This is a genomic window from Blastomonas sp. AAP53 (assembly GCF_000331245.1).
Taxonomy (GTDB): domain Bacteria; phylum Pseudomonadota; class Alphaproteobacteria; order Sphingomonadales; family Sphingomonadaceae; genus Blastomonas.
On record NZ_ANFZ01000009.1, the window covers coordinates 719,621 to 735,273 of the forward strand.

Below are 15,653 nucleotides of genomic sequence, written 5' to 3' on the forward strand. Positions count from 1 at the left end.
AGCGGGAACAGAATTGTTCGCTCGTCAGTCTCCGGGGGACAGGGGCAATTTTCTTATCCTCAAGGAGCAAAAGAATGCACTTCAATGCAAAGCCCCAGGGCGTCCGCATGGCGATGGCCGCCCTCGCCCTGTCGGCATCCACCGTTGTCGTTGCGCAAGAGGCTGCGCCGCTGCGCGCTGATGTCGCAAGCGAAGCCGAGGCCCTGCCCGACTCTTCGACGATGACCAAGGGCCCGGAGATCAAGGGCGTGCTGACCGCGCGTCAGGGCGACCGCATTCAGGTCCAGACCGCCGATGGTGCGCGCACCGTTCTGTACATCAACGACCAGACCGATGTTCGCGCGACCGGTGGACTGTTCGGCGCAAGCCGCACCGAGCTCGATACAGGAGCGCTGCTCAACGGGCTGCCGCTGACGATCAAGACGCTGCAGTCGGGCGAGACGCTGCTGGCCAGCCAGATCACCTTCAAGAACACCGATTTCAAGACCGCCTCGATGATCCGCACCGGCACATCGCAGCAGTTTGCCGAGCAGTCGGCCGCGACCGAAGCCCTGCGCGGCCGCATGGGCGATATCGACCAGTATAACGTGAAGGCAACGACCAACGTGTACTTCGACACGGCGCAGGCGAAACTCACTGACGAATCGAAGGCGCAGTTGTGCGCGGTGGCAGGTTCGGCCGAGCAGATGGACAACGCGCTGATGCTGGTCGTGGGCTATACCGATGCCGACGGCGACGAGGAATTCAACCAGACGCTGAGCGAAAAGCGCGCTGCCAGCGTGATCAACTATCTGCAGCAGGCCTGCAAGTGGAAGCCCTATCGCATGCTGACCCCCGCCGGCATGGCCGAAGCCGATCCGGTGGCGGACAACATGACCGAAGAAGGCAAGGCGCAGAACCGCCGCGTTGCCGTGAACATCCTGGTCAGCAAGGCCGTGGATGGCCTGTATGCGGAAAACTCCGCGCGCTGACAGACGGTCGCGTCGGATGACAATGGTCAAGGGGTGTCAGCTGGTCTCAGCCGCTGACACCCCTTCGCCTTTGCATATCCCGCGCGCCTTGCCGCTCAAACCGGTTCAGCGACCTTGGCGTACATCGAGTTGATGGGACGAGCCATGACGCGGCGGACCATGGGCTCGAAGAATGCGAGCGGCTCGCTCTCGTAATCGGGATCGAACGCAGCCTGATCGTATTTCTCACAAAACTCGGCGCAGGCATCGAAATGCGGCGAACTGCGGAAATTCTCGCGGACGTCCCGATCGCCGCCGATGAAGTGGAAATAATAATAGCCCTGGAAGGCACCATGGTTGGCGCAGATCCAGTGGACCTCTTCCGATACGAACGGCTTGAGGATGGCAGCGGAGACATCGGGGTGGTTATAGCTCCCCAGCGTATCGCCAATGTCGTGCAGCAATGCCATCACCACATAGGGCTCGTCGCGTCCGTCGCGGTGCGCGCGGGTTGCGGTTTGCAGGCTGTGTTGCAGCCGGTCAATCGGGAACCCGCCGAAATCGCCGTCGAGCAGCCGCAGATGCGCCAGCACCCGGTCGGCCAGGCCATGGGCGAACTCGCGGTACTGACCGGCAATGATAGCCCAGTCTTCCTGCGTCCCGTTGGTCATGGCGGTGAACTTTGCGCGCTCCTCGGGCGCCAGGGTGTCGATGTTCATGCGGCGGATCCTCTCGTTTTGCTTGGCTTGCAGCGTAACCCAGCACCGCAGCCGATGCAAAAGCTTGTACCGGCAAAAAATTCTGGGGTGCGGGCACATTTCGGGCTAAGCCGGGTTCCATGATGGCGATGCTGCCCTTCAAGCCGACACCGTTCTTTGCCAACAAGAACCGGGCCTTCTGGAACCTGCAGACCTTGGGTTGGGCAGGCGCTCTCGCGCTGCGTGGCATTTCTGGCCTCGCCAACGGGCAACCGATCTCGTTTCTGGTGCCGATCATCATTGCCACGATCACCGGCTATTCGGTGTCGCTGGTGATGAGCGTGATCTATCAGACCCTGATCGACCGCAAGCCGCTGGTGACCTGGGGCGTGACGCTCATCGTCCTGCTGACAGGCTCTGCGCTCTACGCCTTTGTCGATGCGTGGGTGGCGACATTGTATCGCCCGGGCACCGACAGCAATTTCACCGCGATCCTGCTCGGCGCCTTCTACCTCGACCTCACACTGTTGGGGGCCTGGTCGGCGCTCTATTACGCGATCAACTTCTTCCTGCGGATCGAGGAACAGCAGGACCAGATGCTGCGGCTGGAAAATCAGGCCACCAGCGCGCAACTGGCGATGCTGCGGTATCAGCTCAACCCGCATTTCCTGTTCAATACGCTGAACAGCATCTCCACATTGGTGCTGCTCAAGCAGACCGAACCTGCCAACGCCATGCTCTCGCGCCTGTCGTCGTTCCTGCGCTACACGCTGGCGAACGAGCCCACTGCACGGGTGACCCTGGCGCAAGAGGTCGAGACATTGAAGCTGTACCTCGACATCGAGAAGATGCGGTTTGAGGAGCGGCTGCGCGCGCATTTCGAGATCGAGCCGAACGCGGCCAGCGCGCTGCTTCCCTCGCTGCTCTTGCAACCTTTGGTCGAGAACGCCATTAAATATGCAGTAACACCCAAGGAAGATGGTGCCGATATCACCATCGCCGCGCAACTCATCGGACCGTTGCTGCGTATCACCGTAACCGACACAGGGCCCGGATTGAAGAAGCAAGGCACGACAGCCAATGCATCAACCGGGGTCGGGCTGGCGAATATCAGGGACAGACTGTCCCAGGCATATGAAGACAATCACCGGTTTGAGACACGATCATCACCCGGGGGCGGCTATAGCGTGATTATCGAAATTCCGTTTGAAACACGCGAACAAAGGCAACTACAGGCATGACCATCCGCACCATCCTGATCGATGACGAGAAACTCGCCATTCAGGGAATGCAGCTTCGGCTGGAAAAGTTTGAAGACATCGAAATCATCGACACCTGCCTCAACGGGCGCGAGGCGATCCGCAAGATCAAGACACTGAAGCCCGACCTGATCTTCCTCGACATTCAGATGCCGGGGTTCGACGGCTTTTCGGTCGTCCAGGGCATCATGGACATTGACCCCCCGCTCGTGGTCTTCTGCACCGCCTATTCCGAACACGCGATCAAGGCGTTCGAAGCACAGGCAGTCGATTATCTGCTCAAGCCGGTCGAGGACGTGCGCCTGGCCGATGCCATCGATCGCATCCGCGAGCGCATCCGCGACAAGAAGGGCCGTGAAGAAGCGGTCAAGCTGATGAATGTGCTGAACGAGGTCGCCCCCGACGCGGTCGAAGGACTGGATCTGGGCGATGACGATGAAGCGGCTGCTTCGAGCCGTTACGAGAAGCTCATCAACATCAAGGATCGCGGTCAGATCTTCCGTGTCGATGTCGACACGATCGAGCGGATAGACGCTGCCGGTGACTATATGTGCATCTATACCGGCGACAATTCGCTGATCCTGCGCGAAACGATGAAGGACCTGGAGAAGCGGCTCGATCCGCGCAATTTCCAGCGCGTTCATCGGTCAACGATCGTCAATCTGGGGCTGGTCCGCCAGGTCAAGCCGCACACCAACGGCGAGTGCTTCCTGGTTCTCGAATCGGGCGCACAGGTGAAGGTCTCGCGCAGCTATCGCGACGTGGTGGCACGTTTCGTTCACTGATCGATCGATCACGCCACCCCGAACCTGCTCTCGCGCGACTTTGACCCGACCGAGCGTTTCTACGCTCAACTGGGTTTCGAGCGCGAGTGGCGGGATGAGGGGTGGCACGCTGCTGCGCCTCATTCCGCCACCCCTCCCGCGATCTGAGCGGCAGGCGCGCCTACCGTCAGCGCCGCCGGGCGAAAAATTCCTTCAACAATGCCGCTGCCTCGCTCTCGCCAACGCCTGCATAGACCTCGGGCTTGTGCAGCACCGTTGGCTGATGGAACAGGCGCGGACCGTGTTCGACAGCGCCACCCTTCGGATCGCTGGCAGCATAATACAGCCGAGCGATGCGGGCGTGGGCAATCGCCCCGGCGCACATCGCACAGGGCTCCAGCGTCACCCATAGCTCGCAGCCAGTCAGCCGGTCGGTGCCGAGGGCGATGCAGGCGGCTCGGATCGCCATGATCTCGGCATGGGCGGTGGGGTCGTGCAGGGCGCGCGGCTGGTTGTGCCCCTGCCCGACTACACGCCCTTGATGAACGACGATCGCTCCAACCGGAACTTCGCCCAACGCTGCAGCGCGACGGGCAAGATCGAGCGCCTGTGCGGCATGAAGGCGGGCGTGATCCAGCGTCATGTCATGCGCCTAACCAGAATGCGCTTGCTCTGCCAGCCATTTCGGGGAATAGCAGGCTTCCACCGGGCAGCAGGCTGTTGACTTGATCGTCATCAAACGCTAACCGCCCCGTTCTTCTAGCAAACCTATTGCATCAGGATTCTTTATCATGTCGCGTATCTGCGAACTGACCGGCAAAGGCCGGATGGTCGGCCACAATGTGTCCCACGCCAACAACAAGACCAAGCGCGTATTTCTGCCCAACCTGCAGAACGTCACGCTGATGAGCGAAAAGCTCGACCGCAGCTTCAAGCTCCGCGTCTCGACTGCCGGCCTGCGTTCGGTCGAGCATGTCGGTGGCCTGGACAACTGGCTGCTCAAGACCAGCGAAGAAAAGCTGTCGGCTCGCGCTGCCAAGATCAAGCGCGAACTCAACAAGACCGCTGCCTGATTGGTTTGCCTGTCTGCCCGCTTGATGGCGGGCGACGGGCACTTTCGGCACACCGCCTTCAGGGACGGTCTGGCAAAGCGTGCTTCGCAAGCCGAAGCACGCTTCTTTGCTTGTCATGCCTCTGATTATCGGCGGTTCGGCGTCTTGTGCAGTTCGAACTTCAGCAGCAGTGTGCGCTGAACTGCCAGATAGTTATCGTCCGAAATCACCCAAATGATCGTGCGCTGGCCTTCGCGATCAATCGCGATGCCTTCCATGTTGTCCGTGGGCAAAGGTGGCTTGAGCGTGGCTATGGTCCGCGATCGGACCAGGACACCATCGCGCACAGCGCCTGCCGCGATAATGCCGATCTTGGCGCTTACCCCTTCCAGATACGCAAACCGCCGATGCAGCGCCAGCAGCCGCCCGTCGGGCAATGCCGCGACATCGGTGATGCGATAGCCCTCTGGCGGCTGATAGGCGAACGCTTCGGCTTTTGCTCCGGGCTCTGATGGGTCACTGCGATAGATAAGGCCGATGGTAACGCCCGGACGGACCGACCTTGATTCGGCAAACACCACAAAACTTCCGTCGGTGCGACGCACCATGGCCTCTGCGCCGCCATTCTTGGGCCAGCCCTGCATCGCGCCTGGCTTTCCGGTCGATTCAGCGCGCGCGAAACCCGGCGAATAGCGGCGAATGCGATGGCGATGTTCAAAACCCACCCAGAACCTGCCAGACACCGGATCATGCGTCAGGCTTTCTGAATCCTGATCCTTCTTCGTGCTGTTCTCGCCCTTGCGGATTGGCAACGGAGCGATGAAGCTGCCGGATGCCCGGTCACTCTTGGTCAGGGTAAATCCCGCCAGGATGGCCGCATCGCTCAAGGCCAGCAGCCGTCCGTCCCCCATGACATGCAGTGCTGAAAAGCCGCCGAAGTCGCTGTTATCGCTGTCCAGTTCCCAGCCGCCGACCAGCACCAGCTCGCCTTCGCCGATGCGGTGTGGCAGGCGTGGAAGGTCGAGAGGGCGCTTGAGGCTGATCTGCTGGCTGGTGTTGGCCGGCACCTCCGAGTCCGCCACGAACGCGCCGGTGCCCAGGAAGAACAACAGCGACATCAGCGCAAGAGCCCGGGTCAGCATGGCATGACGTCCCTTCGGGCTGGCCATTGGCGCACCTTCGGCCTTCCCCCGCCTCACTCGGCAGCCATGGGCCCTTCGGTGAACTGCAGGCTGGAAAGCCGCGCATACAACCCGTTGCGCCCGGAAAGCTGATCGTGCGTGCCTTCCTCGACAATAGCGCCGTCGCTCATCACGATGATCCTGTCAGCCGATCGAATCGTCGCCAAACGGTGCGCGATGACGAGGGTCGTGCGACCCTGCATCAGCCGGTCGAGGGCGGTCTGCACCAGCTTCTCGCTCTCTGCATCCAGCGCCGATGTTGCCTCGTCGAGCAACAGGATCGGCGAGTTGCGAAGCAGCGCGCGCGCGATAGAGATACGCTGGCGCTGGCCGCCGGATAGGCGCGCCCCGCCCTCGCCCAGATAGGTGTCGAGACCCTCGGGCATCTTGCGCAGGAACTCTGCCGCATTCGCCGCCTCTGCCGCGTCCCAGATCTGTTCGTCGGTCGCAGCCCAGTCGCCATAGCGCAGGTTGTCGCGGGCGCTGGCGGCAAACAGCACGCTGTCCTGCGGCACGAAGGCCATGCGATGGCGGATTTCCTTCGGGTCGGCAGACGACAGCGCCACGCCATCGATCCGCACCGATCCCGCCTGGGGATCGTAGAAGCGTTGTGCCAGCTGGAAAAGGGTCGATTTGCCCGCGCCCGAGGGCCCGACGATCGCCACCGTCTCACCAGGCGAAATCTGCAACGAAAAATCACGCAAGGCCAATGTTTCAGGCCGGGTGGGATAGGCAAAGCTCACATTCTGGAAGCTCAGCTGGCCACGCGGCGGTACGGGCAGCACAATGGGGTTGGCAGGCGCCCTGATCTCGGGCTGTTCGTTGAGCAGTTCGTTGAGCCGCCCGGCTGCGCCACCTGCGCGCAGCAGATCGCCATACACTTCCGTCAGCGCGCCGAAGGCACCCGCTACCAGACCGCCGGTGAGCACGAATGCCGCGATATCGCCACCCGACAGCCGGCCTTCGATCACATCAACCGCGCCCTGCCACATGATCATGGTGATCGCACCGAAGATCAGCGTGATGACAACCGCCGTGAGGCTGGCGCGCAAGGTGATGCGGCGGCGGGCGGTGGCAAAGGTGGATTCAACCGCCTCGCCAAAGCGCGCGGCTTCGCGATCTTCCTGACCGAAGGCCTGCACGATCTTCATCGCTGCCAGCACCTCGGTGGTGGTCGCGCCGACATTCGCGACGCGGTCCTGGCTGGAGCGGGCAACCTTTTCCAGCTTGCGGCCAATGAACACGATTGGCAGCACGATCACCGGGATGCCCAGCAGCAGCATGCCGGTGAGCTTGGGCGCGAGCGAGAACAGATAGGCGATGCCGCCGATGCCGACGACGATGTTGCGCAACGCCACCGATACGGTCGTTCCGACGACCTGCTCGACGATCGCGGTATCCGATGTCATGCGCGAGGCGATCTCGGACGGGCGGTTCGTTTCGAAGAAGCTGGGGGCAAGCCGCAGCAGGTTGCGCTGCACGGTCAGCCGGATATCGGCGACCACCCGCTCGCCCAGCCACGAGACGAAGTAGAACCGCAGCGCGGTTGAAATGCCCAGCACCACCGTGATCAGGAACAGATAGCGGAACCAGCGGCCGATATCTTCGGTGCTGCCCCCGGCATCGAAGCCGCGATCGATGACCAGCTTGAACCCGGCGGGAATCGCCAGCGTCGCCCCTGCGGCCACCGTCAGCGCGAGCAGCGCGAAGGTCATCTGGCGCGGATAGGCCGATGCGAACCGCATGATCATCGCCAGATTGCCCAGCTGGCGCGGGTTGCCGCGTTTGGCCTTGCCGGTCGCGGCCTCTTCGGCTTCGGGCTTGATCGTGCCTGCAGAGTCGTTTGCGGCCACTGGGTCCGCCGATGAAATGTGTGTTTCCGCCATGGCAGAGCGCCTAGCAGGCATGCCCGTTCCACTCAACGCTTTTGGGATTGCCCCGGCCCGGCAACGCCGCCCGCAGGCTGCTGAAGTTTACAACAGGCTAACGGCTTGTAACCGATCCATTAACCCGGGCGTGAGAGGCTTTTGCGAGGCAACCTCACGGGCAATACGCGCGTTAAATGCTTGTATTTTCCGTGGTGCAGCGCAACATTGGCCGCCGAGAGGCCGCCGGATAGAGCCGCAGCAAGCGGACACGGCGGTTTGCAGGGGAATTACATGCTTTACCACGCTTATGAACTTCAACGCTCGTTCCTTTCGAGCGCCAGCGCCATTGCGACAATGGGCGCCAACATGCTCAACAGCCCGCTCAATCCGATGACCTATTTCGGTGGTGAGCCGATCATGGCGTCGGCGCTGGAGGTGTTCGCTCACGCGTCCGCCCCACGCGGCAAGCCCGCGTTCGGGATCACATCCGTCGAGATCGATGGAGTCGAAAGCCTGGTCCAGGAAGAGATCGTGCTCGAGCGACCCTTTGGCGACCTGATCCGGTTCCGCCACGCCACTCTTCCCAAGGATGCGCCGAGGCTGCTGATTGCAGCCCCGATGTCGGGACATTATGCGACGCTGCTGCGCGGCACCGTGGCACGCATGATTCCCGGCCATGAGGTCTATATCACCGATTGGGCCGATGCGCGCGATGTTCCGCTGAAGGAAGGCCGTTTCGATCTCGACGACTATATCGACTATCTGGTCGGCTTTCTCGAGCACATCGGGCCTGGCGCGCACATGCTCGCCGTATGCCAGCCTTCGGTGCCGTGCTTTGCCGCTGCCGCGCTGATGTCGGCCGACAATCACGCGTGCCGCCCCAAGACGCTGACGATGATGGGTGGTCCGATCGACACGCGCGAAGCACCAACGGCGGTCAACACGATGGCGACCAAGCGCCCGCTGGCCTGGTTCGAGCACAATGTCATCGCCAAGGTGCCGTTCCAGTACAAGGGTTCGGGCCGCAAGGTGTATCCGGGCTTCATGCAGCTGACCGGCTTCATGTCGATGAACCTGGGCAACCACATGATGAGCCACTGGGAGATGTTCAAACATCTTGTCAACGGCGACGGTGAAAGCGCTGACTCAACAAAGGATTTCTACGACGAGTATCGCTCCGTCTGCGATATGACGGCAGAATTCTACCTGCAGACGGTCGAGAATGTGTTCCAGACGCACAGCCTGCCCAAGGGTGAATTCATGCACCGCGGCAAGCGGATCGACCCGTGCACCATTACCGACATCGCGCTGCTGGCGATCGAAGGCGAGCGCGACGACATCAGCGGTCTTGGGCAGACTCGCGCCGCGCTGACACTCACACCCAAGCTGCCGAAGGCGAAAAAGAAATACCTGATGGCCGAGAGCGTCGGCCACTACGGCATCTTCAACGGCAGCAAATGGCGCGAACGCATTGCGCCCGTGGTCGAGGACTGGATCCTCGCTCACAACTGATCGCACACTGAGGCACGGGGCGGCATTTGTATCTTGCCGCCCCGTGCCTGGCCGCTTATCGACGCGCCCATGATCACTCTGAAGACCGTGCGCGTCGAGCGTTTTGCCGTCGATGGCAGTTTCATCATCTCCCGTGGCGCGAAGACCGACGTGGATGTCGTGTACTGCGAAGTAACGGACGGCACCCATGTGGGCCGGGGCGAAGGCACGCCGATCTATTACGAGGGCGAGACCGCCGAACTTTGCGCCGAAGCCATTGACCTGCGCGCCAAGCAGAACCGCCCGCTGACGCGCGACGATCTGCTCAAGACGATGATGGAAGGTGCAGCGCGCAATGCGCTTGATGCGGCACTGTGGGATCTGGAGGTGCAGGCGACGGGCAAGCCCTTGTGGCAGCTCGCCAAGCTCCCCCAACCCAAGCCGCTGATAACAGCCTACACGATTTCGCTGGGCGATCCGGAGACCATGAAGGCTGACGCGCGCAAGGCCGCGATCAAGGGCTATCCGTTGTTGAAGCTCAAGCTGAATGGCGAGGACGATCTGCTGCGAGTCTCTGCAGTGCGCATCGGTGCGCCCGAAGCACGGTTGATTGTCGATGCCAATGAAGCGTGGGAAGACGTCGACCTGGCCGAGATCACCAGTGCGTTGAAGAAGCTGGGGGTCGAGCTCATCGAGCAGCCCGTCGGGGCGGGATTCGAGGACGATCTGCAAGGCGTTCGAAGCGCCCTGCCCTTCTGCGCCGATGAAAGCTGCCATGTTGCCGAAGATATCGAGCGCGTGGCTGGAAGCTTCCAGGCAGTCAACATCAAGCTCGACAAGGCAGGTGGCTTGACCGAGGCGCTCCGCCTGAGCGAGGCGGCCAAGGCCCATGGCCTGAAGACGATGGTTGGCTGCATGCTGTCGACCAGCCTGGGTATCCATCCTGCCTTCCATCTCGCCCAGACTGCAGACTGGGTCGATCTTGATGGCCCCGCCCTGCTGCAGCGAGACCGCGACGGCGGCTTTCGCTTTGACAGCGGCAGGATCAGCCTTTCCTGAGCCAGCTGGCAGTTTACCGCCACCTGCCCGGACGCGATGGGCAGGCGGCGGAAATTCAAATCAGCTCAAGATCATAGCGCGGTTTCGACGTGCTTGCCCTCAAGATCCCTGGCCGACATCGTGCCGCCAAACATCATCTTGAGCTTGCCCATCAGGGTCATGTCCGCCTGCCAGACTTCCATGTGGCTGGGATCGAACCGCAGCATCACCAGATCGGGATCGGACTTGCCCTGATCGTACCAGGCTTCAACCGAGTTCGACCAGAACTTGTCGATGATGGCCGGATCGTTATCGATCGTCAGCATGCCGGCGATACACGCGAACAGCTTGTGCCCCTCGCCGACATATTGCGCCATCGCGTCGTTGGTCGAGGTCAGGCCTTCGACGAGGCGGCTGGAGCGCGATCCGTAAAACCAGATCGGGCCCTGACGACCATCGAACTGCGCCGTCATCGGCTGGCTGTGCGCGACCTGCGCAGGCAGGCCCAGCATCAGAAAGGGGCTGCTCTCAAGCGCGCTCCAGAAGGCGTCGAGCGCTTCGTGGGTGTCGGCTGGCGTTGCGGTGGGGTTAGGTGTCATCGGTAGCTCCTGTATCTGGTACAGGGGTTACGATGGAGCAGGCGGCGCGTTCCCTCGCCTGTCAGCTGCCCGAAACGAAAACCCCGCCCCGGTGCAGGACCGGGGCGGGGTTTTGGAGCGTCGTCTGTCCTGAAGAGATCAGAACACTTCGAACAGGCCGGCAGCGCCCATGCCGCCGCCGACGCACATCGTCACCACGACGTATTTCGCACCGCGACGCTTGCCTTCGATCAGCGCGTGGCCGGTGCAGCGCGCGCCGGTCATGCCATAGGGATGGCCGATCGAGATCGATCCGCCGTTGACGTTGAGCAGCTCGTCAGGAATGCCGAGCACATCCTGGCAGTACAATACCTGCACCGCGAACGCCTCGTTCAGTTCCCACAGGCCGATATCGTCCATCTTCAGGCCGAAGCGCTTGAGCAGCTGCGGCACGGCGAACACGGGGCCGATGCCCATTTCGTCAGGCTCGGTACCGGCGGCGGCCATGCCGACATAGCGGCCCAGCGGCTGCAGGCCCTTCTGCTCGGCGAGCTTGGCTTCCATCAGCACCACCGAAGATGCGCCATCCGACAGCTGGCTGGCATTGCCGGCAGTAATGTTCATGCCCGGGCCCATCACCGGCTGCAGACCCTTCAGGCCTTCCAGCGTGGTGTCGGCGCGGTTGCCTTCATCCTTGGTCACTTCGACGTCAGTCATCGTGACCTCGCCGGTTTCCTTGTTCTTGAACGCCATCTTCGCCTTTACGGGGATGATTTCATCGTCGAACTTGCCGGCTGCCTGAGCAGCAGCGGTGCGCATCTGCGAGCGATAGGCATACTCGTCCTGGCGATCGCGGCTGATGTTGTAGCGCTTGGCGACCGTTTCTGCGGTCTGCAGCATCGGCATGTACACATCGTTGTGCATTGCCAGCAGTTCCGGATCGGGCGCGACGCGCATTTCGGGGGTCTGCACCATCGAGATCGATTCGACACCGCCTGCGACAACGATATCCATGCGATCGACGATGATCTGCTTGGCCGCGGTCGCGATCGACATGACGCCCGACGAGCACTGGCGGTCGATCGACATGCCGGCAACGGTAACAGGCAGGCCGGCACGCAGCGCGGCGGTGCGGCCGATGGTGTGCTGGACACCCTGCTGGAGCGCAGCGCCCATCACAACATCATCGACCTGACCGCCTTCGATGCCGGCGCGCTCGACAGCGGCGCGGATCGAATGGGCAGCCAGCGTCGGCGACGGGGTTGCGTTGAAGCCGCCGCGATAGGCCTTGCCGATGGGGGTACGGGCGGTGGAAACGATTACTGCATCACGCATGGGAATTCTCCTCGATATGCCCGCAAGCCTCTGCCTGCGGGCCGGTCTGGGTCACACGAAAAACTGGCTGATCCATTCTGCCATCACGGCAGGCTTGTCTTCGCCTTCGATCTCGACGCTGAACTCGAGCGTCTGCTGCCACTGGCCGGGGCGCTTTTCCTCGAGTTCGAGCAGCTTGAAATGGCCGCGCACCTTCTTGCCCGAACGCACCGGCGCCAGGAAGCGAACCTTGTTGCCGCCATAGTTCACGCCCATCTTCACGCCTTCGACGCGCGGGCAATCGGACTTTGCCATCAGCACGGGGAACAGCGACAGGGTGAGAAAGCCGTGCGCGATGGTGCCGCCGAACGGCGTCATCTTGGCCATTTCCTCGTTCACGTGAATGAACTGATGGTCTCCGGTCGCATCGGCAAACTTGTTGATCATCTCCTGATCCACCAGCAGCCATTCCGACGTGCCGAGGGTCTGGCCGACCATATCCTTCATTTCCTGCGGGGAAATTGCGCTCATTCTCGCTCTCCTGTCGATGATGCGACGATGGCGTTTGCGCCGTGCCGCCGCTTGGAATGCGCGTCTTTTGGCGCTTTTCCGCCAGTGACACAAGGCCAGACTGCACGCCGCTACGGCATGCAGGGCCCGCGCCGCACTTTACGCGAACGGAAAGGGTCAGGGCGCCCCCGACTCAGCGCTGTTCGCGTACGGTGACCGGAAAGCCGCCCTCGGGATAGGGCATGATCATCGTACCATCGGGCGCGGAGGTAAACGTGGTCTGGGTGGGATAGGCGAACTCCAGCCCTTCCGCATTGAACCGTTCCAGAATCGTCAAGCCGATGCTGTGGCGCGCCTCGAACACCACCTCGAAATCGCTGCTCATCACATCGAAATCGAGTTCGAAATCGATCGAGCTGGCTCCAAAACCGACAAAGCCGCTGCGGACGAACACAGCACCTGCCTGCTCGACGATCTCGCGCAGCATCACCGGAACCAGCCGTGCGCGATCGGGCGGGGTCTGGTAGATCAGACCGATCATGTAACGCGTCCTGCGCCGGTTGAGCCGGGTGTAGTTGATGATCTGCTTGCTCAGCAGATTGGTGTTCGAGATGATGATCTCTTCGCCGGTGACCGACCGAAGTCGTGCGCTTTTCAGACCGATTTTCTCGACCGTGGCGGTGGTGGTATCGAACCCGATCGTCTCGCCCCGCTTGAACGGCTTGTCGAAGATGATCGACAGCGCAGCAAACAGGTCCGAGAAGATGCCCTGCGCCGCCAGACCGATGGCGATGCCGCCAATACCCAGACCGGCGATCAGACCGGTTACGTTCACGCCCAGATTGTCGAGGACCATGATCGAGGCGATCGCAAACAGCACCACGGTAACCAGCAACCGGATGAGCGACATGGCGTTCGCCAGCGTCTCGCCGCCAGCATCGTCGCTGCCCGTTGCCCGCCGTTCGATCACGCCCAGGATGATCTCGCGCAGCCAGATCGCCACCTGGAAGACCGAGGCGACGGTGAACAGGAATGTCACCACCTGAACGATGCCCAGCGGCGCTTCGGAAAAGCCCACGACTAGACGCAGCGACACCGTGATCAGAAAATACTGCTTCGTCTTCGACAACGTCCGCGCGATGATCGCAGCCAGTGCCAGACGGTCAGGCTGACGCTCGGCATAGATCCGCGCCCGACGCTGAAGATAGGCCAGCGCAAAATAGACCGCTGTTCCGACACCCACCGCAATCGCGATTTCAACGGCGTGGTCGCTGATCCAGTCCCAGAGGCTGAACAGCCTCTGATTGATGTCTTCAGCGGTGAGGGCTTCCGGCAGCACGAGCGCGTCTGCAGGGGGAGATTTTGTCGTCATGCCCGGCAGGTAGGCAGGTGGCGACGCTCATGCAACCCGCGGCGCGGTTTTATCCCTGACCAGCGGACGAAAAGCCGCCTCCTTGCGGCGGCGCGCCAGATAGGTATCAAGTCCGATCTGCATGGCGATCAGCATGTAGATGAACGGCTGGAAGGCGATCCCGACAAACAGCGAGCCGACCATATAGATGATCTGCCCGTTCTGCAGCGCCAGCGCGAGCGGCACGACCCATTGCTCGTCGGACAGGTTGCGCTTGCGATAGATGCGCTGGACGATCTCCATCCGAACGATGCCACCCAGATGGATGATCAACCACAATGCCAGCCCGATGAAGCCCTGTTCACCCAGCATCTCGAAATAGCTGGAGTGATAGGCGCGCCCGGCATCGGTGATTTCCTGGCGCTCGATCTGCGTATTGGCCCCCTCGCCCTTGGCCTCGACAGTGTCGAACTTCACCTTGTTCTGCAGATACGCCTCGAACCCGCCACCCATCGGGTTTGCCTGCACATATTGCCAAGTCCACGCCCATACCGCGACGCGGGTGGAGGCGGATTGATCCGCCTTGTATTCGCCGATCGTCGCCATGCGGTTGGAAAAGCTCGAAGGCAGGAATGGCACCGCCGCCACCGCCAGCGCCGCAGCCAGCCCGGCATACAGGAACCGGTGACGCACGAAGCGCAGCATCAACACCGCCAGCACCCCGATGCAGACGAGGCCCGTGCGCGCCTGCGTGCCCACCGGGATCAGCAGGCAGGCAAAGACCAGCGCATAGGCAAAGCCCTTTACCTTCCAGTCGGGCGGAAACACCGTGCCATATTTGGCCAGCCACAAGATCAGCGGAATGATGCAGATCGCCACGGTGGAGATGATCGAGCCTTCGTACAATCCGCTGTTGTCGGAGATCAGCAGCTGCATCACGCCATAGCCGCCACCAGACACCAGGGTCTTGATGCCACCGGTGATGATGATCGAGCTGGCGCAGACCACCATGAACAGCCCCAAAGCCTCGATGCGCAGCTTGGTACGCAGCGTCAGCGGCAGGAACATCGCGAAGACCAGCGCCTTCCACACCCAGGCCCATTTGCCCTCGGCGTCGATGGGAAAGTCCGCCGTCTTGGTGGTATAGGCGCAATAGGCAAACAGCAGCAGCATCACCCCCTGGCGGAACGAAGCGCGCATGTCCTTCTTGTCGTCGGCGATCAGCCAGCCCCCGAATGCCAGCCCGAAAACAATCAGCGACACAGGAACGGCGTTCAGCATCCAATAGGATAGCCGCTGCGGCGCTACGATGTCGACATAGGCATAAGCCAGCACGAAGATGAACGGCCGCTTGAAGCCCAGCGCCAGGAACGCCACGAGAAAGCCGACAAAGGCCAGATCACGCATCGCCGCTTGTCCCCTGGCGCTTGGCGGGCGTCTTCTGGAAAAATCCCGACCCGGACTCGTCCTGCACAGGTGGGTCCTCACGGTCGAGGTCGACGCGCCAGACGAGCCGCCACGCTGCCAGCGCGACGAGCAGGTGCGAGACCGCAATGGCAAAATTGTCGACCATGAACCTGCGGCCTTGCTCTCTTTACC

The 15,653-nt window shown here is 61.8% G+C and carries 16 protein-coding genes; 6 read left to right on the forward strand and 10 right to left on the reverse strand.

The features are described from left to right. The first annotated feature begins 74 nt into the window (after window positions 1-74). On the forward strand, window positions 75-971 hold the full coding sequence (locus tag D618_RS0110405; RefSeq protein ID WP_017671454.1) for an OmpA family protein: 897 nt from the start codon (window positions 75-77) through the stop codon (window positions 969-971). A 95-nt stretch (window positions 972-1,066) separates the two neighbouring features. On the opposite strand, the gene D618_RS0110410 is transcribed toward D618_RS0110405, so the two are convergent. Further along, a complete protein-coding gene (locus D618_RS0110410) occupies window positions 1,067-1,669 on the reverse strand; it encodes an HD domain-containing protein (RefSeq protein WP_026091538.1) in 603 nt (200 codons plus the stop codon). A 122-nt stretch (window positions 1,670-1,791) separates the two neighbouring features. On the opposite strand from D618_RS0110410, the gene D618_RS0110415 reads away from it, so the two are divergent. Together D618_RS0110415 and D618_RS0110420 are read left to right on the forward strand one after the other, a co-directional pair. Then, window positions 1,792-2,889: a histidine kinase gene (locus D618_RS0110415; RefSeq protein ID WP_026091539.1), complete on the forward strand. Its 1,098-nt coding sequence runs from the start codon at window positions 1,792-1,794 to the stop codon at window positions 2,887-2,889. Continuing rightward, a complete protein-coding gene (locus D618_RS0110420; protein WP_017671457.1) occupies window positions 2,886-3,692 on the forward strand; it encodes a LytTR family DNA-binding domain-containing protein in 807 nt (268 codons plus the stop codon). The genes D618_RS0110415 and D618_RS0110420 overlap by 4 nt, the downstream gene beginning before the upstream one ends. Window positions 3,693-3,858: 166 nt before the next feature. On the opposite strand, the gene D618_RS0110425 is transcribed toward D618_RS0110420, so the two are convergent. Continuing rightward, the gene (locus tag D618_RS0110425; RefSeq protein ID WP_017671458.1) at window positions 3,859-4,314 is read right to left on the reverse strand and encodes a nucleoside deaminase; all 456 of its coding nucleotides are present in this window, start codon (window positions 4,312-4,314) and stop codon (window positions 3,859-3,861) included. 148 nt (window positions 4,315-4,462) lie between these two features. On the opposite strand from D618_RS0110425, the gene rpmB reads away from it, so the two are divergent. After that, complete coding sequence (gene rpmB, locus D618_RS0110430) at window positions 4,463-4,744, forward strand: 50S ribosomal protein L28 (protein ID WP_017671459.1); 282 nt, start codon at window positions 4,463-4,465, stop codon at window positions 4,742-4,744. A 125-nt stretch (window positions 4,745-4,869) separates the two neighbouring features. On the opposite strand, the gene D618_RS18205 is transcribed toward rpmB, so the two are convergent. Beyond that, complete coding sequence (locus D618_RS18205) at window positions 4,870-5,892, reverse strand: esterase-like activity of phytase family protein (protein ID WP_081590473.1); 1,023 nt, start codon at window positions 5,890-5,892, stop codon at window positions 4,870-4,872. A 26-nt stretch (window positions 5,893-5,918) separates the two neighbouring features. Then, the gene (locus tag D618_RS0110440) at window positions 5,919-7,790 is read right to left on the reverse strand and encodes an ABC transporter transmembrane domain-containing protein (protein WP_081590474.1); all 1,872 of its coding nucleotides are present in this window, start codon (window positions 7,788-7,790) and stop codon (window positions 5,919-5,921) included. Between the two features lie 273 nt (window positions 7,791-8,063). Between D618_RS0110440 and phaZ the strand changes: the two genes are divergently transcribed. Next, window positions 8,064-9,284 (forward strand): polyhydroxyalkanoate depolymerase, encoded by a 1,221-nt coding sequence (phaZ, locus tag D618_RS0110445; RefSeq protein WP_026091541.1) that lies wholly within the window; start codon window positions 8,064-8,066, stop codon window positions 9,282-9,284. 69 nt (window positions 9,285-9,353) lie between these two features. Beyond that, window positions 9,354-10,322 carry a dipeptide epimerase gene (locus tag D618_RS0110450; protein WP_017671463.1) on the forward strand — a complete coding sequence of 323 codons (969 nt, stop codon included), beginning with the start codon at window positions 9,354-9,356 and terminating at the stop codon, window positions 10,320-10,322. A gap of 71 nt (window positions 10,323-10,393) precedes the next feature. Here the strand turns inward: D618_RS0110450 and D618_RS0110455 are convergent, their stop codons facing one another. The 6 genes from D618_RS0110455 to D618_RS19870 form a co-directional block, all read right to left on the reverse strand. Continuing rightward, window positions 10,394-10,900, reverse strand: coding sequence for a pyridoxamine 5'-phosphate oxidase family protein (locus tag D618_RS0110455; protein WP_017671464.1), 507 nt, complete (start codon window positions 10,898-10,900; stop codon window positions 10,394-10,396). 138 nt (window positions 10,901-11,038) lie between these two features. Further along, window positions 11,039-12,214 (reverse strand): acetyl-CoA C-acyltransferase, encoded by a 1,176-nt coding sequence (locus tag D618_RS0110460; RefSeq protein ID WP_017671465.1) that lies wholly within the window; start codon window positions 12,212-12,214, stop codon window positions 11,039-11,041. Window positions 12,215-12,265: 51 nt separating this feature from the next. Continuing rightward, on the reverse strand, window positions 12,266-12,724 hold the full coding sequence (locus D618_RS0110465; protein WP_026091542.1) for a MaoC family dehydratase: 459 nt from the start codon (window positions 12,722-12,724) through the stop codon (window positions 12,266-12,268). A gap of 172 nt (window positions 12,725-12,896) precedes the next feature. Continuing rightward, a complete protein-coding gene (locus D618_RS0110470) occupies window positions 12,897-14,075 on the reverse strand; it encodes a mechanosensitive ion channel domain-containing protein (RefSeq protein ID WP_051041326.1) in 1,179 nt (392 codons plus the stop codon). A 27-nt stretch (window positions 14,076-14,102) separates the two neighbouring features. Continuing rightward, window positions 14,103-15,461, reverse strand: coding sequence for a putative O-glycosylation ligase, exosortase A system-associated (locus tag D618_RS0110475; protein WP_017671468.1), 1,359 nt, complete (start codon window positions 15,459-15,461; stop codon window positions 14,103-14,105). Next, window positions 15,454-15,627 (reverse strand): hypothetical protein, encoded by a 174-nt coding sequence (locus D618_RS19870; RefSeq protein ID WP_017671469.1) that lies wholly within the window; start codon window positions 15,625-15,627, stop codon window positions 15,454-15,456. Before D618_RS19870 ends, D618_RS0110475 begins: the two co-directional genes overlap by 8 nt. Window positions 15,628-15,653: the final 26 nt, after the last annotated feature.